Genomic DNA, 25974 nt, shown 5'->3' on the forward strand with positions numbered 1-25974 from the left:
TGGTACGGGCGCGACTTCGGCAGTGGCGCTGCACAACGTGGCGAACGGCACGCTGAGCGCATCGAGCTACGACGCAGTGAACGGTTCGCAGCTGTACGCAACGAACCAGAGCATCTCGAACCTGTCGGGCGATATCACGAACATCAACGGTCAGCTTCAAGACGCGGTGATGTACGACTCGTCGGCGCATGATTCGGTGACGCTGGGCGGCACGTCGGCAACCTCGGCGGTGGCACTGCATAACGTGGCAGCGGGCGACGTCTCGGCATCGAGCTTCGACGCGGTGAACGGCTCGCAGCTGTACAACACGGCCAGCTCGACGGCCAGCGCGCTGGGCGGCGGCTCGACGGTGAACCCGGACGGCTCGATCTCGAACCCGACGTACGTTCTGAATGGTGGCACGTTCAACAACGTCGGCAGCGCACTGACGAACGTCGATGGCCGCGTGACCAACGTGATCAACGACATCAACAACGGCACGATTGGTCTGGTGCAGCAGGATCCGACGACGCGCAACATCACCGTTGCGAAGAACACGGACGGCACGATCGTGGACTTCACGGGCACGGCAGGCACGCGTGTTCTGACCGGTGTGTCGAACGGCGCGGTGAACGCATCGAGCGTGGACGCGGTGAATGGCTCGCAGCTGTACGCAACGAACCAGAGCATCTCGAACCTGTCGGGCGATATCACGAACATCAACGGTCAGCTTCAGGACGCGGTGATGTACGACTCGTCGGCGCATGACTCGGTGACGCTGGGCGGTACGGGTGCCACTTCGGCAGTCGCACTGCACAACGTGGCGAACGGCGCGGTGAGCGCATCGAGCCTTGACGCAGTGAACGGTTCGCAGCTCTACGCACTGGGCAGTTCGACGGCTGACGCGCTGGGCGGCGGTTCGACGGTGAACAGCGATGGTTCGATCTCGGCTCCGACTTACAACATCGGCGGCAGCACGTTCAACAACGTGGGCGGCGCGCTGACGAACCTGGACGGCCGTGTGACGCAGAACACGACGGACATCACGAACCTGACGAACAACATCAACAACGGCACGATCGGCCTGGTGCAGCAAGCCACGCCGACGAGCACGGTGACGGTGGCCGCAGCGACCGGTGGTACGACCGTGGACTTCACGGGCACGGCGGGTACACGTGTGCTGACGGGTGTATCGAACGGTGCAGTGAACGCTTCGAGCGTGGATGCGGTGAACGGTTCGCAACTGTACGCGGTGCAGCAGAGCGTCACGAGCATTGCAGGCCAGGTCGCGAACGCGGTGACGTACGACTCGTCGGCGCACGACTCGATCACACTGGGCGGCGCGGGTTCGACCACCGCTGTTCAGATCCACAACGTGGCGGCCGGTACGTCGGACGATGACGCGGTGAACTACGCACAGTTGATGAGCGTGGTGAACAACGCGGCAGCGAACGCGTCCGACCCGATGTTCACGGCGCAAGGGGACCGCAATACCGAAGCAGCGACCGCTAGCGGTACGCATGCTACGGCGGCTGGCGCGAACGCGTTGGCGAGCGGCAACCAGTCCACGGCGCTTGGCGCGGGCTCGACGGCAAGCGCGAACAACGCGGTCGCACTGGGCGCAGGTTCGGTGGCCGATCGTGACAACACGGTGTCGGTGGGTTCGGCGGGCAACGAACGCCAGATCACCAACGTCGCGGCTGGCACGGCGGGCACGGATGCGGTCAACGTGAACCAGTTGAACGACGCGGTCAACAACGCAACGGGCAACGCGGTTCAGCAGGCCACGCAGCAGTCCAACGCCTACACGAACCAGCAGATCAGCGTCGTGCGCAAGCAGATGAACTCGCTGGGCGCCGCAGCGATGGCGGCTTCGTCGCTGATCCCGAACGCACGGGCGGAAGGCAACTTCCAGATGGCTGCGGCGGCGGGTACGTACGGTGGCGAAACCGCGCTGGCACTCGGTGCGAACTGGTACGTGTCCGATCGCCTGCTCCTGAACGCGCACGTGTCGAAGTCGACGGGCGGCGGTAGCGTCGGCGCCTCGGTTGGCGCGACGTTCGGGTTCTGATCGACCGTGACCCAGGCCCGCCACGGGAAACCGTGGCGGGCACGGAGAATTCCATGAAGAAAACTTTGATATGCGGCGCACTGCTGGCCGCGCTGATGAGCGCGCAAGCGTTCGCCAGCGTGGGCAGCGATGCCGAGGCGCTGATGCCCGCCGCGCAGAAAATCACCGACCCGTATCAGCGCGGGTTGGCCGAAGGATGGCTCGAGATTGCGCAGCGCCAGGACAGCCACGTGCTCGTTTCGAAGGTGTACAACGACGCCGCGGCGGGTGCGCTGAACAACGGCCGTCACTTTATCGACGGCAGTGTGCCGTTCCAGCCGATCTACGGCCAGAAGAACTGGCCGCCGGTCGAAACGCGCGAGAAATGGGTGAATGCGCTGCAGGAAATCGAGCGCACGAACGAGCGCGCGTCGCAGTCGCCATGCCGCGGCGAGGATGCGGGGCGTTTGTCTGCCCTGACCGACGAAGCCTGGAAAGAGCAGGACGAAACGCACGGCACGCGCTGGGTGCACGGTTGGGACTCGATCGAGCGCGCGCAGAAGCTTGCGCAGCAGGTGAACGGCGAGCTCGACAAGTGCGTGCCGCCGCCGCCTCCTCCGCCGCCGCCCGAGCTGGCGAAGCCGGTTTCGCTATCGGCTGACGCGCTGTTCGACTTCGACAGCGCCGTGCTGAAGCCGGAAGGCAAGCAGATGGTCGACGAGCTCGCGCAGCGCGTTCGCGATTCGCACGTGAAGCTTCGGCTGCTGAAGATCGATGGCTACACCGACCGGTTCGGCTCGGCGGCGCATAACGAGAAGTTGTCGCTGCAACGGGCGCAAGCGGTGATGAGCGCGCTCCAGGCCCGAGGCGTGATGGCGGAGCGCTTCGAAGTGAATGGCCGCGGCGCAGCCGACCCGGTGAATTCCTGCCCGGGCAAGAAGGCGACAGCGGCCGTGGTGGCATGTCTTGCGCCTAACCGGCGTGTACAGATCTCCATGCAGTAAGTGGGGAACAAGGGCTCGCGCGTAGGGAACGCGAGCCCGAGGGCGATCTCATCGAGACCGCCTGGAGTGGTAGGGCGATTGCGGCGTGCTTTCGGGCACGCCGTTTTTTTATCCTAGATTTTCGAGATGCGCAGCGCCGCTCAATCCTTTTTCGCGACCGACGCGGGTTTGCCGAACAGCTCGATGATCGAACGGTGCAGCGGATACTTCTCCACGAGCGCGTCGACATCGGCGATTTCGAACTCGCTGAACTCGAACCCCGGCGCAACGGTGCAGCCCACCAGCGCATAAGTGGACGGATCGCAGCAGCGCGCCGCGAACCAGTGCCCGGCCGGCACCACGGCCTGGAATACCGTGCCCGGATGGTCTAACGCATGGCCGAGCTTGCGCGTGGAGAGCACGCCACGCTCGTCGATCGAATGAATCTCGAGGGGCGAGCCCGCGTAGAAGTGCCAGAGCTCGTCGGAGCGGATGCGGTGCCAGGCCGAATAGGCGCCGTCCGCGAGCAGGAAGTAGATGGCCGTGGAGGCCGCGCGCGTTCCCTCTTCTGCAGGCGCGCCGTCGCGGCGCACGAACTTGTCGGCGCGGTAGGTTTCGCTGTAGTAGCCGCCTTCGGGGTGCGGCTCGAGCCCGAAGCGGCGGATCAGTTCTTCGACTGCGGCATTCGCGGTAGCCATGGCGTGCGCCTCCGTAGTGGTGCCGTCCAGCGATCCTGCGCGGCGCCGGCCGGTATTAGCGTTCCTGTTCGTCGATGAGCGCGAGCAGCCCGCGCAGCGCGTGTGTGGCGGCCTGCACGCGGATTTGCTCGCGGTCGCCCTTGAAGACCAGCGTTTCGACGCTCGTATGCAGGCGGTTGCTCCAGCCGAACGACACCATGCCGACTGGCTTTTCCGGCGTGCCGCCGCCCGGACCGGCGACTCCGGTAATGGCGAGCGAAACTTGTGCCCGGCTGTTGCTGAGCGCGCCTTCGGCCATCGCACGCGCCACCGGCTCACTGACCGCGCCGTGCTTTTCGATGAGTTCGGGCGGCACGCCGATCATTTCGGTCTTAGCCTGGTTCGAGTAAGTGACGAAGCCGCGCTCGAACCAGCCGCTGCTGCCTGAAATATCGGTGATGGCGGTGGCGACCATACCGCCAGTGCAGGACTCGGCGGTCGCGAGCATGAGCCGCCCGTCGCGCAGCTTGTTGCCGACGCGGATGGCAAGTTGGTGGACGACGGAATCGGTAGGCATTGCAGCAATCCGTTGAAGTGGCGCTCAGGTGGGGTTAGACCGACATGCGCCAGAGCGCGATGACGAGCAGCGTAAAGAAAGCGGCGACGATGTCGTCGAGCATGATGCCGAGACCGCCCTTGAAGCGCCGGTCGAAATAGCGGATGGGCGGCGGCTTCACCATGTCGAAGAAACGGAAGACCACGAAGGCCCAGAGCCGGCCCATGAAATCGACAGGCGTGATCATGAGCAGCACGAGCCAGAACGCGACGATCTCGTCCCAGACGATGGCAGAAGGGTCTTCCACGCGCATCTTGTTCGCCGTGAACCCGGTAATGCCGATGCCCGCGAAGAAGCCCACGATGATCAGCAGTCCCCACTCCGTGACGGTGAGGTAGCGGTTGAGCACCTCGAACGCCGCCCACGCGAACAGTGTGCCCGCCGTGCCGGGCGCGAGGCGCGAGAGCCCTGAGCCAAAGCCGAGCGAGATGATGTGAAACGGATGCGTGAGCATGAACGGCGCGTCGGCGCGGCGCGGACCGCCAGGCTGGGGCTCCGGCCGCCCGGCCGTCGCGAGTTCGTCGGCGGGAGAGGGCGTGGGGTCAGTCTGCATGGAAATGGTCGAAACCTTGCAACTTCAGGTTGAGCGGTTTGCACGCGGCGTCGCGCCAGGCGATTGCGGGGGTGGCCTGAGGCGACGCGAGGGCACTCATTGTACCGATGCACGTGACGCGCACGCCCGCCTGTTGCGCGGCCGCCTCGACCGCTGCGCGTTGCGCCGGCGCCGCCGTGAAGCACAGTTCGTAGTCGTCGCCGCCCGCGAGCGCGCACTGCAGTTGGACCTCGCGCGGCAGGCGCGCGAGGGCGGGCGAGAGCGGCAGGGCGTCGACGTCGATCGTCGCGGCGAGGTTCGACCGTTCCAGAATGTGGCGCAGGTCGCCGGCAAGGCCGTCCGACACGTCGAGCGCCGCGCGCGCGACGCCGCGTAGCGCGAGGCCGAGCGCGACACGCGGCTCGGGATACTCTAGCGCGCGTCGAAAGTAGGCGGCGTCCGGCTCGTCCACCTGCCATTCGCCACGCAGCATGCCGAGGCCCGCGCGTGCGTCGCCGGGCGTGCCGGAAACCCAGATGTCGTCGCCCGCCTGCGCGGCGTCGCGCCGAAGTGCGACATCCTGACGCACCGAGCCGAACACCGTCAGGCAAAGATTGAGCGGGCCCGCCGTGGTGTCGCCGCCAATCAGCTCGCAGTCGAAGCGGTCAGCCAGCTCGAAAAGGCCCGTGCTGAATGCGGCCAGCCAGTCTTCGCCCGGCTTGGGAAGCGCGAACGCCAGCGTGAAGCCCAAAGGCTGCGCGCCCATCGCGGCAAGGTCTGACAGATTGACGGCGAGCGCCTTGTGGCCCAACGCGTGCGGATCGATATCGGGGAAAAAATGCCGGCCTTCCACGAGCATATCCGTCGAGACGGCCAGCATTTCGCCGGGAGCGGGCGATATGAGCGCGCAGTCGTCGCCGATGCCGAGCGCGGCGCGTTGGGTGTTCGTTCGGGCGCGTCGCGCGAAATAACGGTCGATCAGGGAGAACTCGGAAAGCATGTCGAAAGGTCTATGACAAGTGATGTGTCCGACGCTGCGAAGGGCGCGCGGGCGCGGTGTTCCCCTCATTGCGGTCGCGGCACCTGCGCCCGAACTGTAAGGAATGCTGTCGGAGATTGGCGCTACAATGCCTTCGAATTAGCGTTCGAGTTGTTATTCTAATCTGCACTAACGTCCTGCCTCCCATGTCGAATCCCGCCACGAACAAACTCCGCGAAGCCGCACTCGACTATCACGAGTTTCCCACGCCGGGGAAGATCGCGATTGCGCCGACCAAGCAGATGATCAATCAGCGCGACCTCTCGCTCGCGTACTCGCCGGGCGTTGCGTTCGCATGCGAGGCGATCGTCGAGAATCCGCTCAACGCCGCGCGCTTCACGGCGCGCAGCAACCTCGTGGGCGTCGTGTCGAACGGCACGGCCGTGCTCGGTCTCGGCAACATCGGACCGCTCGCCTCGAAGCCCGTGATGGAAGGCAAGGCGGTGCTCTTCAAGAAGTTCGCGGGCATCGACGTGTTCGACATCGAGCTGAACGAGACGGACCCGCACAAGCTCGTCGACGTGATCGCGGCGCTCGAACCCACGTTCGGCGGCATCAACCTCGAAGACATCAAGGCGCCGGAGTGCTTCATTGTCGAGCGTGAGGCGCGCAAGCGCATGAAGATTCCGGTCTTCCACGACGACCAGCACGGCACGGCCATCGTGGTGGCGGCGGCCTTCACGAACGGCCTGAAGGTCGTGGGCAAGGACATCAAGGAAGTCAAGCTCGTCGCCTCGGGCGCGGGCGCGGCGGCGCTGGCGTGTCTGGACCTGCTCGTCGATCTTGGCCTGCCGCTCGAAAACATCATCGTGACCGACCTCGCGGGCGTGGTCTACAAGGGCCGCACCGAGCTGATGGACCCGGACAAGGAGCGTTTCGCGCGCGAGACCAACGCGCGCACGCTCGCCGAAGTGATCGAAGGCGCCGATATCTTCCTCGGCCTTTCCGCGGGCGGCGTGCTCAAGCAGGACATGGTCAAGCAGATGGCCGCGAAGCCGCTCATTCTCGCGCTCGCCAATCCCACGCCGGAAATCCTGCCGGAGCTCGCGCTCGAAGTGCGCCCGGACGCCGTGCTCGCCACGGGCCGCACGGACTACCCGAACCAGGTGAACAACGTTCTGTGCTTCCCGTTCATCTTCCGCGGTGCGCTCGACGCGGGTGCGACGACCATCACGCGCGAGATGGAAATTGCCGCCGTGAATGCGATTGCGGAGCTGGCGCGCCAGGAACAGAGCGACGTGGTGGCCACGGCTTATGGCATTCAGGATCTGCAGTTCGGGCCCGAGTACCTCATTCCGAAGCCCTTCGACCCGCGTCTGATCGTGAAAATCGCGCCGGCCGTGGCCAAGGCGGCCATGGACTCGGGCGTCGCGACCCGTCCGATCGAGGACATGGACGCCTACGAGCAGCACCTCCAGCAGTTCGTCTACCACAGCGGCACGACCATGAAGCCGATCTTCCAGCTCGCGCGCGCCGTGGAGCCGGAGAAGAAGCGCATCGTGTTCGCCGAGGGCGAAGAAGAGCGCATCCTGCGCGCGGTGCAGATCGTGGTCGACGAAAAGCTGGCCAAGCCCATCCTGATCGGCCGCCCCTCGGTGATCGAGCAGCGTATCGCGCGCTACGGCCTGCGTCTCGTGGCCGGGCAGGACTACACGGTCGTGAACACCGACCACGACGAGCGCTACCGCGAGTTCTGGCAGAGCTACGCGAAGCTCATGGCGCGCAAGGGCATCACGCAGCAAATGGCGAAGCTCGAAATGCGCCGCCGCACGACGCTGATCGGCTCGATGCTCGTGGAAAAGGGCTTGGCCGACGGCATGATCTGCGGCACGGTCAGCACGACGCACCGCCACCTGCACTTCATCGACCAGGTGATCGGCAAGAAGGCAGGCTGCAACGTCTATGCCGCAATGAACGCGCTGGTGCTGCCGAACCGCCAGATTTTTATCGTCGACACGCATGTGAACGTCGACCCGACGCCGGAGCAGCTCGCGGAAATCACCATCATGGCGGCCGAGGAAGTGCGCCGCTTCGGCATCGAGCCGAAGATCGCGCTGTGCTCGCACTCGAACTTCGGTTCGAGCAACGCGCCTAGCGCGCAGAAGATGCGCGACCTGCTCGCCATCCTCCAGGAGCGCGCGCCGGACCTGCATGTGGACGGCGAAATGCACGGCGACGTGGCGATCGACGCGAACCTGCGCAAGGAAATCCTGCCGGAGTCGACGCTCGAAGGCGAAGCGAATCTGCTCATCATGCCGAACATCGACGCGGCGAACATTTCCTACAACCTGCTCAAGACGGCGGCGGGCAACAACATCGCCATCGGGCCGATCCTGCTCGGCGCCGCCAAGCCGGTGCACGTGCTGACGGCTTCCGCCACGGTGCGGCGCATTGTCAACATGACGGCGCTGCTCGTCGCAGATGTGAACGCGACGCGTTAAGCTCGCTCGCGCAGGTTGCCGGCAACGCCGGTAACGCTGTCCCCAAAATCGGCGCACTCTCGCGAGTGCGCCGATTTTTTTGCTCGCGAGATCCTGCGCGATCGGCCAAAATCGCGCAAAATGAGATTGTAAAATTTACCGGATTGGCCCTTGTGCGCGGTCAAGCTCTGGTCGTCCTCGCTTGACGAACGTTGCTTCCAGGCATCATTAGCGATACCCTTACACCTTTCATGGTCGTCGAACGCGTAACCAGGGAAGCGGGAACCAGGCAATGGCCCCTCGTCTAACTCATTGTTTCGGCGGCGGTTTGTCTAGCTTGTGGCGCGCCGCAGCGGTGGCGCTAGTCGCAACCGTAGCGCTGGCAGCGGGTGATGCTCAGGCGCGCACGAATCAGCCGGAAGACGCGGGTAATTCAGTCGGCAGCATTTCGGTCAACGAACTTCCGCGTGAGGCGGTGGCCACGTTGAGCCTGATTGCGGCGGGCGGCCCGTTCCCTTACGAGAAGGACGGCGTCGTATTCGGGAATTTTGAACGGATATTGCCACCGCATCGGCGGGGCTACTATCACGAATACACGGTCCCAACGCCGAGCGCGCACAACCGCGGCGCCAGGCGCATTGTTTGCGGCGGTCCGCGCAAGCAGACCGACAACTGTTACTACTCCGACGACCACTACGCCAGTTTCAGGCGAATTATTGATTGACACCGGGATGAGCGGCATGAGCGATAACGTTTACGCGCACGACCCCCGGGTCGCGAGCGATCTGTTCGCGTCCGGGGAGGGCAACCTGTTCCAGCGCGTCATGCAGTTGAAGCAAGACAGCGAGGCGCGCCAGGATGAGGCGGGGCTTTCATCGAACGAGGGGGCCATGAGCCTGTTTTCGACCGTGCAGCCGAATATTGTCCAGTCGATCCGGGCGTTTCGCATTCAGGATCTCTCGGACGAAGCCCAGCGGCTGCAGCAGCATTTCCTCTATGCGTTCTGCGCGAACGCGCAAACCAAGCAGGAAGTGCTCGAAACCATTGCCACATCGTTTCTGTTTCCGAAGCATTTCGGCAAGAACTACGACGGCTTGTACGACTGTCTGACCGATCTCGTGCAGAAGGCCGGCGAGCAGCCGGGTTTCGTGATCGTGCTGGAAGGACTGCCGATTGCCCAGAAGTTCGACAAGGACGGGCGTGAGACGCTGCTCGACGTATTTCGCGAGGCTTCCGAATACTGGGCCGAGCGCAAGGTGCCGTTCCGCGTTTTTTATTCGTTCGCCTGACCTTCGGCTCGCGTTTCGTCGCGTGCATGCGACAGAAAACCACAAGCCCGCCTTTCGGCGGGCTTTGTCATTTTTACCAGTGGTTTTCCCGGGTGCTGAGGCTTACCAGCCACCCCAGCGGGCGGCGAGCGCCGATAGCACGGCGATGCCCGCCGTTTCGGTGCGCAAAACGCGCGGCCCGAGTCCCACGGCGATAAAACCGTGGTCGAGCGCCGCGGCTTCTTCCGGCGACGAGAATCCGCCTTCAGGCCCGACCAGCACCGTCACCTCGCCCGAGGGCGGGTCGATCGGCAAGGTCGAGAACGAGACGTTGGCGCGCGGCGAGAGGAGCACGCGCAGTTCTCCTTCGCCGGGGCGCTTCGGCAGCGAGCCAAGCCAAGTGGCGATTTCGCGCGTGGGCGCGACGTCGGGCATGCGGTTGCGCCCGCACTGTTCGCACGAGGCTTGCACGATGCGTTGCCAGTGCGCCTGGCGGCGCACGGCTCGCTCGCCCGAAAGCCGCACGACGCTGCGCGAGGTGGTGAGCGGCACGAAGTTCGTCGCGCCCAGTTCGACGGCCTTTTCGATCAGCCAGTCCATTTTGTCGCTGCCGGCAATGCCTTGGGCGAGCGTGAGCCGGTAAGGCGGCTCCGCTTCGAAGTCGCGATAAGGGCCAATGCGCACCTGCGTGTCGCGGCGCTCCATGCCGAGGATCTCGGCGCTGTACTCGCCGCCAAGGCCGTTGAACAGCACGATCGTGTCGCCGGGCTGCAGGCGCAACACCTGAACATGGCGCGTGACTTCGTCGGGAAGGGTGACAACCTCGTCGGATTGCAGGGCGCTGCCGACGAAAAAGCGGGGCATAAGACTATTTCTCATTGATTCAGGACAAGTGGCGAGCAAGCGCCCAGCGGTAACCGTCGAGGTCTTCGACCTGCGCGAAGCGGTCCCCCCAGAATTGGTCCTGTGGCTCGCTCAGCGATTTTGCGCCGGCTTCGAGCGCCCGCGCATAAACCGCGTCGACATCGTCGACATACAGATAAAAAGATTGCGGCGCGACGGTCTGTGCGCTTTTGGGCGTGCGCGCCGTCGAACCGAATGCACCCTCCGGCGCGAACATGACGATCAACTGATCGTGGTACGTCATCTCCACGTGCATGATCGCGCCGTCGTCCTCCACGCTATCGCGTACCGCAAAGCCAAGCGCCGCCCGATAGAAGTCCATCGACGCGCGCGCGTCGCGCACCGTCAGATACGGGGTCAGCCACGGCACGCCGGCAGGGCGGGGTGGGGTCATCGAGTCTCTCCAGATTCGCGGTTAGGATGAGGCGCCGGCCGTCGCTTTGAGCGTGGGCGCGCGATGAAAGCGTTGGGAACCTGCCATTTTCCACGGGCAGGGTCGCTAAAGCTGTAGGAATTCGCCTAGTTTATCTCTCGCTGTGAGTGGAGCTTCTAAGAGCGTAGCGTGCAACTTGACGTCGTAATATCGCAAACCTTCGAGTTGACGCTCGGCCATGCGCGCTTCCAGCCTGGCCAGACCGGCGCTGCCGGGGTCGAGCGTGTCGCTCGCGATGGCCATGAGCCAAAGCGAGCCGTATAACGGCACATAGGCGGCAAGCGGCCGCACGACGGCGAAGGCCCGGCGCAGTCCGGCAAGCAGCGCCGCCACGCGTTCCGGGTGATGGAACGGCGAGCCGAGATGCAGCGAGACGAGTGCGTCGGCGCTCATCACGCGCTTGAGCGCGGCGTAGAACTCTGGCGTGTACAGCCCGGCCGCGGGCGAATCCGGCGGGGTCAAATCGAACACGACAAGATCGAAGCGTTCCTGCGTCGAGGCGACGAAGGCCGCCGCATCGCCGATCACGAGTTCGACGCGCGGATCTTCAAAGGCGTCGCCGCGTACCTCGGGCAGATAGTCGCCTGTCAGGCGCACCACGTCCGGGTCGAGTTCCGCCACGACGATGCGCGCGATGCCCGGATGGCGCAGCAGTTGCCGCGCCGCGCCGCCGTCGCCGCCGCCCAGCACGAGCGCGGCACGCGGCGCGGGGTGGGTGAGCGCGGCCGGGTGCGTCATGCACTCGTGATAGATGAATTCGTCGCCGGCCGAGGTCATCGGGCGCCCGTCCAGCGTGAAGAGACAGCCCAGTTGCGGCGTATCCCAGACTTCGATGCGCTGCCACGGCGTATCGGCGGCCGCGAGGCGGCGTGCGCCCGGAAACCCATAGAGCGCGTCGGCGGCGGGATGGAAGAGGAGTGTTTCGCTCACGAAGGTCTTGGGCGTCGTGCAAACGAGCGCGCGAAAAAATGGGGCCAACAGCGGCATTATAGGGTTCCTGGATTCGCCCCTTCCCGAGGCAGGCCGGCACCGGCCGCATGCCGCATTCCCCGCGCCCTACGGCCAGGGATAATCCCCACGATCTGCTAGAATATTCCGCTTTGCAGCCCTCTCCGTTTGCTCCGGCCGTTTCGCGTCTCCAGGCGCCGCATGTGCGCCCGAGCGGGCGATTTGCCGAGCTTCCGGACCCTCGCGCTGCTGTGTGCGCCCGCTGTTTGCGCTGTTCGCGACCAGCGCCGCCCACGCCGCTTTTTGCACACTTCCGGACTCGACATGACGACCTCGTCCTCCGCCTCCCCCGCTACCACCCAGTTGATGGCCAACGCCATTCGTGCGCTGTCCATGGACGCCGTTCAGCAAGCGAACTCCGGTCACCCCGGCATGCCCATGGGCATGGCCGAGATTGCCGTTGCGCTGTGGTCGCGCCATCTGCGCCATAACCCGACGAACCCGCTGTGGAGCGATCGCGACCGCTTCGTGCTGTCGAACGGCCATGGCTCGATGCTGCTGTACTCGCTGCTGCACCTGACCGGCTACGACCTGCCGATGGCGGAGCTCAAGAACTTCCGTCAGCTGCACTCGAAGACGCCGGGCCATCCCGAGTTCGGCATTACGCCGGGCGTCGAGACGACCACGGGCCCGCTCGGCCAGGGTCTGGCGAACGCGGTTGGCATGGCGCTCGCTGAAGCGCTGCTCGCAGCAGAGTTCAACAAGGCCGACGCGAAGATCGTCGATCACCACACGTACGTGTTCCTCGGCGACGGCTGCCTGATGGAAGGCATCTCGCACGAAGCCTGCTCGCTCGCCGGCACGCTCAAGCTGAACAAGCTGATCGCGCTGTACGACGACAACGGCATCTCGATCGACGGCGACGTGGTCAACTGGTTCCACGACAACACGCCGGAGCGTTTCGAAGCCTACGGCTGGAACGTGATCCCGCACGTGGACGGCCATGACGTGGATGCGGTCGACGCGGCTATCCAGAAGGCCAAGGCCTCGGACAAGCCCACGCTGATCTGCTGCAAGACCATCATCGGCAAGGGCGCGCCGACCAAGCAGGGCGGTCACGACGTGCACGGCGCAGCGCTCGGCGGCGAAGAAATCGCCAAGTGGCGCGAGGCCGCAGGCTGGAAGTGGGAGCCGTTCACGCTGCCGCAAGAAGTCTACGCAGACTGGGACGCGAAGGCCGCAGGCGCGAAGTTCGAAGCCGCGTGGAACGACCAGTTCGCCGCGTACCAGTCGAAGTACCCGACCGAAGCCGCCGAGTTCGAGCGCCGCATGGCCCACAAGCTGCCCGCCGACTGGGCGCAGAAGGCCGCCGCGATCGTCGCTGGCGCCGATTCGCGCAAGGAAACGGTTGCTACGCGCAAGGCTTCGCAGCAAGCCATCGAAGGCCTCGCCGCCGCACTGCCGGAATTGCTGGGCGGCTCGGCCGACCTGACCGGCTCGAACCTCACCAACTGGAAGGCCTCGAAGCCCGTGCGCGCCGCGAAGGCCGGCGAGACCGGCATCCAGTGGGGCAACCACATCAACTACGGCGTGCGCGAGTTCGGCATGAGCGCCGCGCTCAACGGCATTAACCTGCACGGCGGCTACAAGGCATTCGGCGGCACGTTCCTCACGTTCTCCGACTACAGCCGCAATGCGCTGCGCGTGGCCGCGCTGATGAAGTGCCCGTCGATCTTCGTGTTCACGCACGACTCGATCGGTCTCGGCGAAGACGGTCCGACCCACCAGTCGATCGAACAGGTCGCAAGCCTGCGCCTGATCCCCAACATGACGCTCTGGCGTCCGGCCGATACGGTGGAAACCGCGGTGGCCTGGACCGAGTCGATCGCGCATCACGGCCCGTCGAGCCTCATTTTCAGCCGCCAGAACCTGCAGTTCAACGAGCGCACGGACGCCCAGATCGCGAACATCGCCAAGGGCGGCTACGTGCTCAAGGACTGGAACGACGACATCCCGAGCCGCAAGATCATCCTGATCGCCACGGGCTCTGAAGTCGAACTGGCGATGAAGGCTGTTGAAGCGCTGCAGCGCGAAGGCATCGGCGCCCGTGTGGTGTCCATGCCGTCGACCAACGTGTTCGATAAGCAGGACGCCGAGTACAAGGAGCGCGTACTGCCCAAGGGCGTGCGCCGCGTCGCGATCGAAGCCGGTGTGACCGACTTCTGGCGCAAGTACGTGGGCCTCGAAGGCGGCGTGGTCGGCATCGACACGTTCGGCGAATCGGCCCCGGCTGGCGTGCTGTTCAAGCACTTCGGCTTCACGGTCGATCATGTCGTAGCAACGGCCAAGGCCGCGCTCGACAACTAAGCATGCGTTACGGGCCCGCCTGATCGGCAAGATCTGGCGGGCCCGCTGCCTTGAGCGCCCCGTCTGGCCGCCCCAGCCCGGCGTTGTCGCCAGCGCAGCACTGGTTTCAGAATTTTTCAGCCCTTAGGAGATAAACCATGACCATTCGCGTCGCTATCAACGGCTACGGCCGCATCGGCCGTAACACGCTTCGCGCGTTCTACGAGAACGGCAAGAAGCACGACATCCAGATCGTTGCGATCAACGACCTGGGTGACGCGAAGACCAACGCGCATCTGACGCAATACGACACGGCTCACGGCAAGTTCCCGGGCGAAGTCAGCGTCGACGGCGACTACCTCGTCGTCAACGGCGACCGTATCCGCGTGCTGGCCAACCGCAACCCGGCAGAACTGCCGTGGGGCGAGCTGGGCGTTGACATCGTGTTCGAATGCACGGGCTTCTTCACGACCAAGGAAAAGGCCAGCGCCCACCTGAAGGGCGGCGCGAAGAAGGTCATCATCTCGGCGCCGGGCGGCAAGGACGTCGACGCGACGATCGTCTACGGCGTGAACCACAACGTGCTGAAGGCGACGGACACGGTCATCTCGAATGCATCGTGCACGACCAACTGCCTGGCACCGCTCGTCAAGCCGCTGAACGACAAGATCGGTCTGGAAACGGGTCTGATGACCACGATCCACGCTTACACGAACGACCAGGTTCTGACGGACGTCTATCACGAAGACCTGCGCCGCGCGCGCTCGGCCACGCACAGCCAGATCCCGGCGAAGACGGGCGCGGCATCGGCTGTCGGCCTCGTGCTGCCGGAACTGAATGGCAAGCTGGACGGTTACGCGATCCGCGTCCCGACCATCAACGTGTCGATCGTCGACCTGTCGTTCATCGCCAAGCGCGACACGACGGTCGAAGAAGTCAACGCGATCATGAAGGAAGCCTCGGAAGGCGCGCTCAAGGGCATCCTGGGCTACAACACCGCACCGCTGGTTTCGATCGACTTCAACCACAACCCGGCATCGTCGACGTTCGACGCCACGCTCACGAAGGTCTCGGGCCGTCTCGTAAAGGTGTCGAGCTGGTACGACAACGAGTGGGGCTTCTCGAACCGCATGCTGGACACGGCTGTGGCGCTCGCGAACGCGAAGTAAGCACGCTCGTAGCTGCATGAAAAACCGCCCGGAAGTGTTTCCGGGCGGTTTTTTTTCGTCCTTATTTTTCGATGGTGCTTTGTGATGCGGCGGCGAACGCGGGCGGCGTGGGGAAGTACACGCCCGCACGCTGTGCCGCATTGGCGATGTGCGCCTCGATTGCCTCGCCGGCTGCGACTGAGTCGCGCGCCTTGAGCGCCACCACGATCAGACCGTGCTCGCGATGCGTGGAAAGCACGCGCTCGCGCCGGTAGAACGGCATGCGCTGGCTTTCTTTCATGATGTCGGCGCTGCTGCGCAGGATCGATTCGATCGCCGCATTGCCCGCGAGATTCACGATGCGCATGTGGAACTCGAAGTCGAGTTGCGCGGCTTCGTCGAGTTCGTCGCAGGCGAGGGCGCTGTGCAGCGCTTCGGTGTTCGCCTCGAGCCACGCAACGTCGGCGTCGCCGATGGCGAGCGCCGCCATGCGCGCGGCGAAGCCTTCGAGCGCGTAGCGCATCTGGTAGGTGTCGGGCAGCGACGACTGGTCGGCGAAGCGCCACGGGTGAGCGTTCGTGGCCTGCGCGCTCGTCACGTACACGCCCTTGCCCGCGCGGATCGACAGCATGCCGAGCGCCTCGAGCGTCGAGAGCGCCTCGCGCAGCGACGCGCGGCTGATCGCCAGTTCCTCGGAAAGCTGCCGCTGAGCGGGCAGCAGGCTGCCGACCGGATACAAGCCGCCTTCGATCCGTTCGCGAATCGTGGCGATAGCGGCGTCGGTAACGGTGTGCGGAACGTTCTTCATCGGTTGGCGCGGGCTGCGTTCGCGTGGTCTGACCGGTATTGTAGTCCTGCGCGGCTTTGCTGCATGACGCACCGCATCAACGCCCTTTGCGCCGCCGCTCAAGGCGCCCAGATCCGGCCCGCAAACTGGTCAGACCGCACAAGGGTAAACACCCCGTCTCCCGACCTTGACTCCGGTATATCGGCTTCCTACTATCCGCCATAACAGTGCTGGTCAGACCAGTCAGAACAGTTGCTTGCTCCCCCTCGTTGGCTTTGCATGGGATGGGACTAAGGAGCGTTGCTCCAAGTCCCATCGACATAGGAGACAGTCGTGACGAAGTTCTTCAATTCGCTGTTTGGTCGCGTAGTGATCGCCCTCGTACTGGGCATCGTGGTAGGCGCGGTGTTTCCCCATTTCGCCCAATCGTTGCGGCCGCTCGGCGACGGCTTTCTCAAGCTCATCAAGATGGTGATCGGGCCCATTGTGTTCTGCGTGGTCGTGAGCGGCATGGCGCACGCGGGCGACCTCAAGAAGGTGGGCCGTGTCGGCCTGAAATCGGTGGTGTATTTCGAGGCGATGACGACCGTCGCGCTCGTGATCGGCGCCGTGCTCGCGTACGTCACGCGTCCGGGCGCGGGCATGAACGTGGATCTGCGCTCGCTCGACGCCGCCTCGCTCGCGACCTACACCGAGCACGCCAAGAGCCTGAAGGACACTGCCGGTTTCCTGCTGAAGATCATTCCCGAGACCGCCTTCGACGCCTTCGCAAAGGGCGACATCCTGCAGATTCTCGTGTTCTCGGTGCTGTTCGGCAGCGCGCTCTCGCTGCTCGGCCCGAAGGCGCAGCGCGTGAACAGCCTGATCGACGAACTCTCGCAGGTGTTCTTCCGCGTGATGGGCTTCATCATCAAGCTCGCGCCGCTTGGCGTGCTCGGCGCGATCGCGTTCACGACCGGCACCTACGGCGTGGCGTCGCTCAAGCAACTCGGGCTGCTCGTGATCGTGTTCTACGCGAGCTGCATCGTGTTCGTCGCGGTCGTGCTCGGCATTGTCATGCGCCTCGCGGGCTTCAGCGTGTTCAAGCTGATCCGCTACCTGCGCGAAGAACTCTCGATCGTGCTCGGCACGGCTTCGTCGGACGCCGTGCTGCCGCAGATCATGCGCAAGCTCGAATTCATGGGCGTGAAGGACTCCACCGTGGGTCTCGTGATCCCGACGGGCTACTCGTTCAACCTCGACGGCTTTTCGATCTACCTCACGCTCGCCGTGATCTTCATCGCGCAAGCGACCAACACGCCGCTGTCGATGCACGACCTCATCGTCGTGGTGCTGGTCTCGCTCATCACCTCGAAGGGGGCGCACGGCATTCCCGGCTCGGCGATCGTCATTCTCGCCGCGACGCTTTCCGCCATTCCCGCGATTCCCGTGCTCGGCCTCGTGCTGATTCTGCCGGTGGACTGGTTCGTCGGCATCGCTCGCGCACTCACGAACCTGATTGGCAACTGTGTGGCGACGGTGGTGGTCGCCGTGTGGGAGCACGACATCGACAAGGTGCGCGCCAGGCGGGTGCTGAATCTCGACGAAGGTTTCCGCTTCGTGCCGGCAGGCGACAGCGACACGGACACCGCGCACGGCGAAGACAGCGCGCTTGGCGGCAAGCACGCGCATGCCTGAACTTCGGCGGCGCACCGAGCGCCGCTTTTCTTCGATCAACGGATCCACTCAAGCGAACGACACCATCATGGCCATTCCGACTCTCGACCCCAACGCCCCCGCTTTCACGCGCCGCTACATGAACCTCGCCGATCCGCGTCTGGGCGCCCGCGCGCTCCACGCGAGCGACGAATTCTTCGCGCCGAAGGAGCGCATGCTCGAACCGCAGCCCGCGGTCTTCATCCCCGGCAAATACGACGACCACGGCAAGTGGATGGACGGCTGGGAAACGCGCCGCAAGCGCACGACCGGCCACGACTTTTGCATCGTGCGCCTCGCGCGCCCCGGCGTGATCTACGGTCTGGATCTCGACACGAGCCATTTCACGGGCAATTTTCCGCCGGCGGCTTCGATCGAGGCGTGCTACGCGCAGGTTCGCGACGACGAAACGCCAGGCGACAACGCCGACTGGCAGACCATCGTCCCGGCGACGACGCTGCAGGGCAATCAGCATCACTACGTCGAGGTGCGCGATACGCGCGCGTTCACGCATCTGCGCGTGAATCTCTTTCCCGATGGCGGTCTCGCGCGCCTGCGCGTGTACGGGCAGCCCAAGCGCGACTGGAGCACGGTCGAGCGCGGCAGCCTCGTCGATCTCGCGGCGATCGAAAACGGCGCGTATCTCGTCGCGGCCAACAACCAGCACTTCGGGCTCGCTGCCACGATCCTGATGCCCGGGCGCGGCGTGAACATGGGCGACGGCTGGGAAACACGCCGCCGCCGCGAACCGGGCAACGACTGGGCGATCGTGGCGCTCGCGCGGCCCGGCATCATCCGCAAGATCGAAGTCGACACGGCGCACTTCAAAGGCAACTACCCGGACCGCTGCTCGCTTCAGGCGGCGAGCGTGACGGGCGGCACCGACGACTCGCTCGTCACCCAGGCGATGTTCTGGCCGGCGCTGCTCGGCGAGCAGAAGCTCGAAATGGACAAGCAACACGTGTTCGAGAGCGCGATTGCCGCGCTCGGCCCGGTCACGCACGTGCGCTTCAACATCTTCCCGGACGGCGGCGTGTCGCGCCTGCGCCTGTGGGGCGAACCGGTCTGAACGAGGAGCCGCGATGCAGATCCTGCACATGGAACCCTTGACGCGCGAGGCGTTCGCGCCGTTTGGCGACGTGATCGAAGTCGCCGGCGCGCGCCACTTTCCGATCAACGGCGGCACGACCGAGCGCTTTCACGACCTCGCCGCCATCGACGTGAACGAGGCGGGCGGCCGGCCCATCGTCAGCGTGTTTCGCGCCCAGCCGCGCGCGTGGCCCGTCGAGATCGCGATGATGGAGCGGCATCCGCTCGGCAGCCAGGCATTCGTGCCGCTTGGCGACGCGGGCTACGCTGTGGTGGTCGCGCCGGCGGGCGAGTTCGATCCGGCGGGGCTTCGCGCGTTCTGGGCCGGGCGCGGGCAGGGCGTCAATTACGCCAAAGGCGTCTGGCATCACCCGTTGCTCGCCTTCGAGCGGGTGAGCGACTTCGTGGTGGTCGACCGCGGCGGCACCCAGCCGAACTGCGATGAGATCGCGCTCGCAGAGCCCTGGCGGCTCGTGCAGGCCGACACGTCGCTCGTGCCCGCCTGAAGTCGGGCCGGCATTCCCCAAGACCGGTTCACCAAATGAAAACGCCACGGCAGGTCTGCCGTGGCGTTTTCTCTTCTGCAGCCTGCAAGCGGCAAGCGGTCAGTGCTTGCGGTGCGGGCAGTTTTCCTTCGTGCAGGCGCCGTACAGGGCGAGTGCGTGTTCCTGGAGCTTGAAGCCGCGCTCGTTGGCGATCATCTGCTGGCGCTTTTCGATTTCGGGGTCGAAAAATTCTTCAACGATTCCGCAGTCGAGGCACACGAGGTGGTCGTGGTGGCTGCCTTCGTTGAGTTCGAACACCGCCTTGCCCGATTCGAAGTTGCTGCGCGTGAGCAACCCAGCCTGCTCGAACTGCGTGAGGACCCGGTAGACCGTGGCGAGGCCGATGTCGAGCTCCTCGTTCAGCAGGTTGCGGTAGACGTCTTCTGCGGTGAGGTGACGAACCGGGCTATGCTGAAAAATCTCCAGGATCTTGAGGCGAGGCAGCGTCGCCTTGAGGCCGATGTTCTTGAGATCGGTTGGATTGGTCATGACGATAAGTCCCTGGAGTACAATGCTAGGTTGTTATGTTAATGCGTTTTTACCGTTCCGGGCATTTTCGCCGGAACTTCGAACGATCTTCTACAGAATACGCGCGGCTTCGCGAAAAGCCCGCTCGGTGAGGGAAATGATTCCAGAATTCACAACGATCGGCCGGCGCATGCACGGCGGCCGCCTGGCGTGCACCCTGCTGGCTGCGGCCGCGTTCGCGGCGCTCGCCGGCTGTTCCACCTACAACAGCGTGACGCAGAGCATCGCCCAAAGCATTACGCCTTACCGCATTACCATCGTGCAAGGCAACTTCGTCTCGGCGGAAGCCGCGGCGCAGATGAAGGTGGGCATGTCCCGGGCCGAGGTCAAGCAGCTGCTCGGCACGCCGCTCCTCACCGACATGTTCCATGCGAACCGCTGGGACTATATCTTCTATTTCAAGCGCGGCTCGACCGCCGTGGTTCAGCAGCGTGACTTCGTCGTGCTGTTCGAAGGCGATCGCGTAGCGAGCTGGTCGGGCGGTGAAGACCTGCCGTCGAACCTCGAACTGCTCGCCGAAATCGACGGCGACCGCAGCGGCAAGAAGAAGGCCGTCGCGGCTGCGCCGGCATCGGGCGCTTCGGCGCCGGTGGCGGCTGCAGCGGGCGCGCCCGACGTGGGTACGAGCGCGACCGGCCCGACGGTCGGCGATACGGCGCGCACGCCGTCGTCCGAACTCGGCACCGCCACCAGTGCGCTGCCGCAGGACGCCAACGCGCAGGCCGCCGCCGCCGCAAACCGCGCCACGGAAGCCGTGCAAACGCCTGCCGGCCTAACGCCTTCGGTGCGCGCGGGCAACCCGCAATCGTCGGCGCTGCCGCAGAACGTCGGCACGATGCCGTCGCAGGTCCAGCTGCATCGCCAGCCGCAGCCGCAAATTCAGGGCGTGCAGAGCAACCCGGTCGGCCCGACCGCCGGCGCGCAGGGCACCGGCGACACCAATACGGCGCCGTCTGGCCCGGCGCGCGATTCGGCGCTCGCCGCGCCGCCCACGGTGCCGGCTTCCGGGGCGGCTGCGGCCCCGAGCAACTGAGCCGGCTGACCCAGCCGGTAAAACAGGCAGGGCGGGGTGCGCGAGGCGCGCCACGCTTCGATTCGGCGGCCGGGTGTCACTACCGGCCGCCGCGTTTTTTGGCGGCGGTGCTTCGTGGCGCCTGGTGACACCGGGTGGCACCCCGCGCCGCGGCCAGCGACACATTGGCAGGAAGACTCATGAAAATCGCAATCGCCGGGGCATCGGGCCGCATGGGCCGCATGCTCATCGAAACCGTTCTGAATTCGCCAGACGTCACGCTCTCGGGCGCGCTCGTGCGCAAGGGCTCGGCCGCCATTGGCCAGGACGCTGGCGCGTTCCTCGGCAAGGACACCGGTGTGCGCATCACCGACGACATCGAGCAGGTGTTCGCGCAAAGCGACTGCCTGATCGACTTCACGCGCCCCGAAGGCACGCTCGCGCACCTCGAGGCGGCGCAGCGCCACGGCGTGAAGATGGTGATCGGCACGACCGGCTTCGACGCCCAGCAAAAGGCGCAGCTCGGCGCGGCCGCGCAAAAGGTCGGCGTGGTGTTCGCGGCGAACATGAGCGTGGGCGTGAACGTCACGCTCAAGCTGCTCGAATACGCGGCGCGCTTTTTCGAGACCGGCTACGACATCGAGATCATCGAGGCGCACCATCGCCACAAGGTCGACGCGCCCTCGGGCACTGCCCTTGCGATGGGCGAGGCCGTGGCAAAGGCGCTCGGCCGCAATCTCGACGAATGCGCCGTGTATGGCCGCGAAGGCGTGACCGGTGAGCGCGACCCCTCGACGATCGGGTTTTCGGCGATTCGCGGCGGCGATATCGTCGGCGATCATACGGTGCTGTTCGCGGGCATTGGCGAGCGCATCGAGATCACGCACAAGTCCTCGAGCCGCCTTTCGTACGCGCAAGGCAGCGTGCGCGCCGCGCGCTTTCTGCAGGACAAGGCCAACGGCCTGTACGATATGCAGGACGTGCTCGGCCTGCGCTGAGCGTTTCCCTTATGGTCCGGCGCCTGCGCCGGACAGACAGTGAGCGAGGTCCGATGGCAGCCAGTTCCGGAGTCATTCACTATCTGCAGACGGGCGATGCCGTCACCCACGCGGTAGCGTGGGTATTGCTCGCCATGTCGGTCGCGAGCTGGTGCTTTCTCATCGTGAAAAGCTGGATCCTCTTGCGCGCGAAGCGCCAGGGGCCGCGCGCCGTTGCGCGCTTCTGGCAGGCGCGCAGCCTTGCTGACGGCGTGGCCGCCATGCGTGGGGTCGACCGCGAACGCGTCTTCCTGCCGCTCGCTCAGGCGGCGCTCGCCGCCGAGGAAGCCGACGCGCCCGGCATGATGCTTTCGCGCGTAGACCGCGGCGAGCGCGTGTTGCGTGCGCTGCGCGGTGCGCTTCAGGCTTCGCAGCGCCGGCTCGAATTCGGGCAGGTGCTGCTGGCTTCGGTGGGCAGCACGGCGCCGTTCGTGGGGCTGCTCGGCACGGTTTGGGGCATTTACCACGCGCTCGGCAGCATTGCCGCGAGCGGCCAGGCGATGATCGAGAACGTGGCCGGCCCGGTGGGCGAAGCGCTCATCATGACGGCGTTCGGTCTCGTGGTCGCGATTCCGGCCGTGCTCGCCTACAACGTGCTCGGACGCCTCGTGCGCCAGCTTTGCGACGATCTAGACGGCTTCGCGCACGATCTGCACGCCTATGCCTGCGCGCCCGAAGGCGCGCCGCTGCGCCGCGAAGGTGCGCAGGGCGCGATGCGCGAAGGCGCGCGCGCCGAGTCGTAGGAGGCACCGCGAATGGCATTCGGCGGACTCGAAAAGAAGCGCGATGCGGCACCGATGTCGGACATCAACATGACGCCGCTCATCGACGTCATGCTCGTGCTGCTCGTCATCTTCATCATCACCGCGCCGCTCTTCACGCATGCGATCCGGCTCGATTTGCCGAAGGTCGCCGCCGAGCCGGCGCAGCAAACGGCGCAAACCGTCACGCTTTCCATCGACGCTGCCGGCAAGCTCTACTGGAACGCCCAGCCCATCACGCTGGACGAGCTGCGCGCGCGCTTCACGGCGGCGGGCAAAGCGCCCGAGTCGCAGCAGCCCGAGCTGCAGCTGCGCGCCGCGCGGGAGACGCGCTACGACGTGATCGCCCAGGTGATGGGCGCCGCGCAGCAGGCCGGGCTCACGCGCCTCGGCTTCGTGACCGAGCCGCCCGCCGGCGCGCACTGAACGGCGAACTGAGCGCGCGCCAGTCAACGGTATAATCAACGTTTCCTTTAAAAACGGGCCCAGCGAAACCGCCGCAATCTGCCGGTATCGTGAACGGCCGGCCCGGTGCATCCGGCACCGAAACCGCCCGTTTCCAGCGTTCACCACCCACACCATGCTCGAAAAATACGTTCCCTCCGACGTCGAATCCGCCGCGCAAGGCGAATGGCGCGCCACCGACGCTTACCGGACGGCCGAGAAGGCCGACAAGCCCAAGTTCTACTGCGTCTCGATGCTGCCGTATCCGTCGGGCAAACTGCACATGGGCCACGTGCGGAACTACACGATCAACGACGTGATGTACCGTTACCTGCGCATGAACGGCTACAACACGTTGATGCCGATGGGCTGGGACGCGTTCGGCATGCCTGCCGAAAACGCCGCGATGGCCAACAGCGTGCCGCCGGCCAAGTGGACGTACGACAATATCGAGTACATGAAGGGCCAGATGCAGTCGATGGGCCTCGCCATCGACTGGTCGCGTGAAATCGCCACCTGCAAGCCCGACTACTACAAGTGGAACCAGTGGTTCTTCCTGAAGATGCTCGAAAAGGGCATCGCGTACAAGAAGACCGGCACGGTGAACTGGGACCCGGTCGATCAGACCGTGCTCGCCAACGAGCAGGTGATCGACGGGCGCGGCTGGCGCTCGGGCGCGCTCGTGGAAAAGCGCGAAATCCCGATGTATTACCTGCGCATCACGCAGTACGCAGATGAACTGCTGAACGACCTCGACGGCCTCGGCTGGCCCGAGCGCGTCAAGATCATGCAGCAGAACTGGATCGGCAAGAGCTTCGGCGTGAACTTCGGCTTCCCGTACGAGCTGGACGGCGAGAAGAAGCTGCTGCGCGTGTTCACCACGCGCGCCGACACGATCATGGGCGTGACCTTTGCCGCGATCGCGGCCGAGCACCCGCTCGCCACGCGACTGGCGCAAGGCAAGCCGGAGCTGCAGGCGTTCATCGACGAATGCAAGCGCGGCGGCGTGGCGGAAGCCGACGTCGCGACGATGGAAAAGAAGGGCGTGCCCACGGGCTTTACCGTCACGCATCCGGTCACGCACGAGCAAGTGCCGGTGTGGATCGGCAACTACGTGCTGATGACTTATGGCGAAGGCGCCGTGATGGGTGTGCCCGGCCACGACGAGCGCGACTTTGCGTTCGCGAAAAAGTACAACCTGCCGATCAAGCAGGTCATCGCGGTGGAAGGCGAGACGTACTCGCTCGACGGCTGGCAGGAATGGTACGGCGACAAGGAACGCGCCGTGTGTGTGAACAGCGGCAAGTACGACGGCCTCGCCTACACGGCGGCCGTGGACGCCGTCGCTGCCGACCTCAAGGCGCTCGACCTCGGCGACAAGCAGGTCACGTGGCGTTTGCGCGACTGGGGCATTTCACGCCAGCGCTACTGGGGCACGCCGATCCCGATCATCCATTGCCCGAGCTGCGGCGACGTGCCGGTGCCGGAAAAGGACCTGCCGGTCGTGCTGCCGGAAGACCTCGTGCCGGACGGCACGGGCAACCCGCTCGCGAAGTCCGAAGCGTTCCTGAACTGCAAGTGCCCGACGTGCGGCGCCGACGCGAAGCGCGAGACCGACACGATGGACACGTTCGTCGACTCGTCGTGGTACTTCTACCGCTACGCCGCGCCGGACGCTGTGAACATGGTCGACGAGCGCACCGACTACTGGATGCCGATGGACCAGTACATCGGCGGCATCGAGCACGCGATTCTTCACCTCTTGTACTCGCGCTTCTGGGCGAAGGTTTCGCGTGACCTCGGCCTCGTGAAGTTCGGCGAGCCGGCGAAGAACCTGCTTACGCAGGGCATGGTGCTCAATGAAACGTTCTACCGCGAAGACGCGGCGGGCAAGAAGACCTGGTACAACCCGGCCGACGTGACGGTCACGCACGACGACAAGGGCCGCCCGATTGGCGCGACGCTCAACAGCGACGGCCAGAGCGTGGTGCTCGGCGGCGTCGAGAAGATGTCGAAGTCGAAGAACAACGGCGTCGACCCGCAGGTGCTGATCGACCTGTATGGCGCAGACACGGCGCGTCTTTTCACGATGTTCGCGGCGCCTCCCGAGCAGCAGCTCGAATGGTCGGGCGCGGGCGTGGAGGGCGCGAGCCGCTTCCTGCGCCGCGTGTGGGCCTTCGGTCACGCGAACGCCGACGCGATCCAGTCGCGCGCCTCGTTCGACGCGGCGGCGCTCACGGACGTCGAAAAGGCACTGCGCCGCGAAGTCTATAGCGTGCTCAAGCAGGCCGACTTTGACTATCAGCGCCTGCAGTACAACACGGTCGTTTCGGCGGCGATGAAGATGCTCAACGCCATCGACGGCGCCAAGGGCGCCGGTGCGGGCGTGCAGCGCGAAACCTTTGGCGTGCTGCTGCGCGTGCTGTACCCGGTCGTGCCGCACATCGCGTTCGAACTCTGGAAGGCGCTCGGTTACAGCGACGAATACGGCACGCTGCTCGACGCGTCCTGGCCGAAGGTCGACGAAAAGGCGCTGGAACAGGCCGAGATCGAACTCGTGCTGCAGGTGAACGGCAAGGTGCGCGGCGCCGTGACGGTGGCCAAGGACGCGCCGAAGGATGCGATCGAAGCCGCCGCACTCGCGCACGAGATGTTCGTCAAGTTCGCGGAAGGCCGTGCGCCGAAGAAGATCATCGTCGTGCCGGGCCGCCTCGTGAACGTCGTGGTCTAAGCG

Annotated in this window: 24 protein-coding genes; 15 read left to right on the forward strand and 9 right to left on the reverse strand. The window is 65.2% G+C overall.

Going from position 1 to position 25974, the window contains the following annotated elements:
* Together U5A57_RS40105 and U5A57_RS40110 are read left to right on the forward strand one after the other, a co-directional pair.
* Window positions 1-2050 (forward strand): YadA family autotransporter adhesin (locus U5A57_RS40105; protein WP_321917753.1); only part of this gene is annotated, 2050 nt, incomplete at its 5' end.
* A 53-nt stretch (window positions 2051-2103) separates the two neighbouring features.
* Window positions 2104-3033: an OmpA family protein gene (locus tag U5A57_RS40110; protein ID WP_321917754.1), complete on the forward strand. Its 930-nt coding sequence runs from the start codon at window positions 2104-2106 to the stop codon at window positions 3031-3033.
* Window positions 3034-3173: 140 nt separating this feature from the next.
* On the opposite strand, the gene U5A57_RS40115 is transcribed toward U5A57_RS40110, so the two are convergent.
* Genes U5A57_RS40115 through thiL form a run of 4 tightly spaced genes read right to left on the reverse strand, consistent with a single transcriptional unit; the run spans window position 3174 to window position 5837 of the window.
* Entirely contained in the window at window positions 3174-3710 is a 537-nt protein-coding gene (locus tag U5A57_RS40115; RefSeq protein WP_321917756.1) for a cupin domain-containing protein, read from the reverse strand.
* 55 nt (window positions 3711-3765) lie between these two features.
* Window positions 3766-4266, reverse strand: coding sequence for a CinA family protein (locus U5A57_RS40120; protein ID WP_321917757.1), 501 nt, complete (start codon window positions 4264-4266; stop codon window positions 3766-3768).
* A 34-nt stretch (window positions 4267-4300) separates the two neighbouring features.
* The gene (locus U5A57_RS40125; protein ID WP_321917759.1) at window positions 4301-4858 is read right to left on the reverse strand and encodes a phosphatidylglycerophosphatase A; all 558 of its coding nucleotides are present in this window, start codon (window positions 4856-4858) and stop codon (window positions 4301-4303) included.
* Window positions 4848-5837: a thiamine-phosphate kinase gene (gene thiL, locus U5A57_RS40130; protein WP_321917760.1), complete on the reverse strand. Its 990-nt coding sequence runs from the start codon at window positions 5835-5837 to the stop codon at window positions 4848-4850. The genes U5A57_RS40125 and thiL overlap by 11 nt, the downstream gene beginning before the upstream one ends.
* A 185-nt stretch (window positions 5838-6022) precedes the next feature.
* Here thiL and U5A57_RS40135 point away from each other — a divergent pair, with 185 nt between their 5' ends.
* The 3 genes from U5A57_RS40135 (at window position 6023) to U5A57_RS40145 (ending at window position 9585) form a co-directional block, all read left to right on the forward strand.
* The gene (locus U5A57_RS40135; protein WP_321917762.1) at window positions 6023-8317 is read left to right on the forward strand and encodes an NADP-dependent malic enzyme; all 2295 of its coding nucleotides are present in this window, start codon (window positions 6023-6025) and stop codon (window positions 8315-8317) included.
* 307 nt (window positions 8318-8624) lie between these two features.
* Window positions 8625-9020: a ribonuclease gene (locus tag U5A57_RS40140; protein WP_415774717.1), complete on the forward strand. Its 396-nt coding sequence runs from the start codon at window positions 8625-8627 to the stop codon at window positions 9018-9020.
* 7 nt (window positions 9021-9027) lie between these two features.
* Window positions 9028-9585, forward strand: coding sequence for a barstar family protein (locus U5A57_RS40145; protein WP_158759016.1), 558 nt, complete (start codon window positions 9028-9030; stop codon window positions 9583-9585).
* 102 nt (window positions 9586-9687) lie between these two features.
* Here the strand turns inward: U5A57_RS40145 and U5A57_RS40150 are convergent, their stop codons facing one another.
* From U5A57_RS40150 to speE, 3 genes are all read right to left on the reverse strand, one after another.
* Entirely contained in the window at window positions 9688-10428 is a 741-nt protein-coding gene (locus U5A57_RS40150) for a 16S rRNA (uracil(1498)-N(3))-methyltransferase (RefSeq protein WP_321917765.1), read from the reverse strand.
* 19 nt (window positions 10429-10447) lie between these two features.
* The gene (locus U5A57_RS40155; RefSeq protein ID WP_321917767.1) at window positions 10448-10861 is read right to left on the reverse strand and encodes a VOC family protein; all 414 of its coding nucleotides are present in this window, start codon (window positions 10859-10861) and stop codon (window positions 10448-10450) included.
* A gap of 105 nt (window positions 10862-10966) precedes the next feature.
* Window positions 10967-11830, reverse strand: a complete 864-nt coding sequence (gene speE / locus U5A57_RS40160) for a polyamine aminopropyltransferase (protein ID WP_321917769.1) — start codon at window positions 11828-11830, stop codon at window positions 10967-10969.
* A 342-nt stretch (window positions 11831-12172) separates the two neighbouring features.
* On the opposite strand from speE, the gene tkt reads away from it, so the two are divergent.
* Complete coding sequence (gene tkt / locus U5A57_RS40165; RefSeq protein WP_321917771.1) at window positions 12173-14215, forward strand: transketolase; 2043 nt, start codon at window positions 12173-12175, stop codon at window positions 14213-14215.
* A gap of 137 nt (window positions 14216-14352) precedes the next feature.
* Window positions 14353-15363 (forward strand): type I glyceraldehyde-3-phosphate dehydrogenase, encoded by a 1011-nt coding sequence (gap, locus tag U5A57_RS40170; protein WP_027820982.1) that lies wholly within the window; start codon window positions 14353-14355, stop codon window positions 15361-15363.
* Between the two features lie 61 nt (window positions 15364-15424).
* On the opposite strand, the gene U5A57_RS40175 is transcribed toward gap, so the two are convergent.
* Window positions 15425-16150, reverse strand: a complete 726-nt coding sequence (locus U5A57_RS40175) for a FadR/GntR family transcriptional regulator (RefSeq protein ID WP_321917773.1) — start codon at window positions 16148-16150, stop codon at window positions 15425-15427.
* 312 nt (window positions 16151-16462) lie between these two features.
* Between U5A57_RS40175 and U5A57_RS40180 the strand changes: the two genes are divergently transcribed.
* From U5A57_RS40180 to U5A57_RS40190, 3 genes are all read left to right on the forward strand, one after another.
* Window positions 16463-17806, forward strand: coding sequence for a C4-dicarboxylate transporter DctA (locus U5A57_RS40180; RefSeq protein WP_321917775.1), 1344 nt, complete (start codon window positions 16463-16465; stop codon window positions 17804-17806).
* 67 nt (window positions 17807-17873) lie between these two features.
* Entirely contained in the window at window positions 17874-18893 is a 1020-nt protein-coding gene (alc, locus tag U5A57_RS40185; RefSeq protein WP_321917777.1) for an allantoicase, read from the forward strand.
* A 13-nt stretch (window positions 18894-18906) separates the two neighbouring features.
* Window positions 18907-19419 (forward strand): ureidoglycolate lyase, encoded by a 513-nt coding sequence (locus U5A57_RS40190; RefSeq protein ID WP_321917778.1) that lies wholly within the window; start codon window positions 18907-18909, stop codon window positions 19417-19419.
* Window positions 19420-19518: 99 nt separating this feature from the next.
* On the opposite strand, the gene fur is transcribed toward U5A57_RS40190, so the two are convergent.
* Complete coding sequence (gene fur, locus U5A57_RS40195) at window positions 19519-19947, reverse strand: ferric iron uptake transcriptional regulator (RefSeq protein ID WP_065065157.1); 429 nt, start codon at window positions 19945-19947, stop codon at window positions 19519-19521.
* A gap of 136 nt (window positions 19948-20083) precedes the next feature.
* Here fur and U5A57_RS40200 point away from each other — a divergent pair, with 136 nt between their 5' ends.
* The 5 genes from U5A57_RS40200 to leuS all read left to right on the forward strand — a co-directional run bounded on the left by U5A57_RS40200 (window position 20084) and on the right by leuS (window position 25971).
* Window positions 20084-21019: an outer membrane protein assembly factor BamE gene (locus U5A57_RS40200; RefSeq protein WP_321917779.1), complete on the forward strand. Its 936-nt coding sequence runs from the start codon at window positions 20084-20086 to the stop codon at window positions 21017-21019.
* A 179-nt stretch (window positions 21020-21198) separates the two neighbouring features.
* A complete protein-coding gene (gene dapB / locus U5A57_RS40205; RefSeq protein WP_321917780.1) occupies window positions 21199-21996 on the forward strand; it encodes a 4-hydroxy-tetrahydrodipicolinate reductase in 798 nt (265 codons plus the stop codon).
* A gap of 53 nt (window positions 21997-22049) precedes the next feature.
* A complete protein-coding gene (locus tag U5A57_RS40210) occupies window positions 22050-22778 on the forward strand; it encodes a MotA/TolQ/ExbB proton channel family protein (protein ID WP_321917782.1) in 729 nt (242 codons plus the stop codon).
* Between the two features lie 12 nt (window positions 22779-22790).
* Window positions 22791-23222: a biopolymer transporter ExbD gene (locus U5A57_RS40215; protein WP_321917784.1), complete on the forward strand. Its 432-nt coding sequence runs from the start codon at window positions 22791-22793 to the stop codon at window positions 23220-23222.
* 154 nt (window positions 23223-23376) lie between these two features.
* On the forward strand, window positions 23377-25971 hold the full coding sequence (gene leuS / locus U5A57_RS40220; RefSeq protein ID WP_321917785.1) for a leucine--tRNA ligase: 2595 nt from the start codon (window positions 23377-23379) through the stop codon (window positions 25969-25971).
* The last annotated feature ends 3 nt before the right edge of the window (window positions 25972-25974 follow it).

It is taken from the genome of Paraburkholderia sp. J11-2 (assembly GCF_905220185.1).
Lineage (GTDB): Bacteria > Pseudomonadota > Gammaproteobacteria > Burkholderiales > Burkholderiaceae > Paraburkholderia.

Bases quoted from the DNA above. Each gene is read 5' to 3' on its own strand.
- U5A57_RS40110 (WP_321917754.1), top strand. From the start codon at position 2,104: ATGAAGAAAACTTTGATATGCGGCGCACTGCTGGCCGCGCTGATGAGC.
- U5A57_RS40115 (WP_321917756.1), bottom strand. From the start codon at position 3,710: ATGGCTACCGCGAATGCCGCAGTCGAAGAACTGATCCGCCGCTTCGGG.
- U5A57_RS40120 (WP_321917757.1), bottom strand. From the start codon at position 4,266: ATGCCTACCGATTCCGTCGTCCACCAACTTGCCATCCGCGTCGGCAAC.
- U5A57_RS40125 (WP_321917759.1), bottom strand. From the start codon at position 4,858: ATGCAGACTGACCCCACGCCCTCTCCCGCCGACGAACTCGCGACGGCC.
- thiL (WP_321917760.1), bottom strand. From the start codon at position 5,837: ATGCTTTCCGAGTTCTCCCTGATCGACCGTTATTTCGCGCGACGCGCC.
- U5A57_RS40135 (WP_321917762.1), top strand. From the start codon at position 6,023: ATGTCGAATCCCGCCACGAACAAACTCCGCGAAGCCGCACTCGACTAT.
- U5A57_RS40145 (WP_158759016.1), top strand. From the start codon at position 9,028: ATGAGCGGCATGAGCGATAACGTTTACGCGCACGACCCCCGGGTCGCG.
- U5A57_RS40150 (WP_321917765.1), bottom strand. From the start codon at position 10,428: ATGCCCCGCTTTTTCGTCGGCAGCGCCCTGCAATCCGACGAGGTTGTC.
- U5A57_RS40155 (WP_321917767.1), bottom strand. From the start codon at position 10,861: ATGACCCCACCCCGCCCTGCCGGCGTGCCGTGGCTGACCCCGTATCTG.
- tkt (WP_321917771.1), top strand. From the start codon at position 12,173: ATGACGACCTCGTCCTCCGCCTCCCCCGCTACCACCCAGTTGATGGCC.
- gap (WP_027820982.1), top strand. From the start codon at position 14,353: ATGACCATTCGCGTCGCTATCAACGGCTACGGCCGCATCGGCCGTAAC.
- U5A57_RS40175 (WP_321917773.1), bottom strand. From the start codon at position 16,150: ATGAAGAACGTTCCGCACACCGTTACCGACGCCGCTATCGCCACGATT.
- alc (WP_321917777.1), top strand. From the start codon at position 17,874: ATGGCCATTCCGACTCTCGACCCCAACGCCCCCGCTTTCACGCGCCGC.
- U5A57_RS40190 (WP_321917778.1), top strand. From the start codon at position 18,907: ATGCAGATCCTGCACATGGAACCCTTGACGCGCGAGGCGTTCGCGCCG.
- fur (WP_065065157.1), bottom strand. From the start codon at position 19,947: ATGACCAATCCAACCGATCTCAAGAACATCGGCCTCAAGGCGACGCTG.
- U5A57_RS40200 (WP_321917779.1), top strand. From the start codon at position 20,084: ATGATTCCAGAATTCACAACGATCGGCCGGCGCATGCACGGCGGCCGC.
- dapB (WP_321917780.1), top strand. From the start codon at position 21,199: ATGAAAATCGCAATCGCCGGGGCATCGGGCCGCATGGGCCGCATGCTC.
- U5A57_RS40210 (WP_321917782.1), top strand. From the start codon at position 22,050: ATGGCAGCCAGTTCCGGAGTCATTCACTATCTGCAGACGGGCGATGCC.
- U5A57_RS40215 (WP_321917784.1), top strand. From the start codon at position 22,791: ATGGCATTCGGCGGACTCGAAAAGAAGCGCGATGCGGCACCGATGTCG.
- leuS (WP_321917785.1), top strand. From the start codon at position 23,377: ATGCTCGAAAAATACGTTCCCTCCGACGTCGAATCCGCCGCGCAAGGC.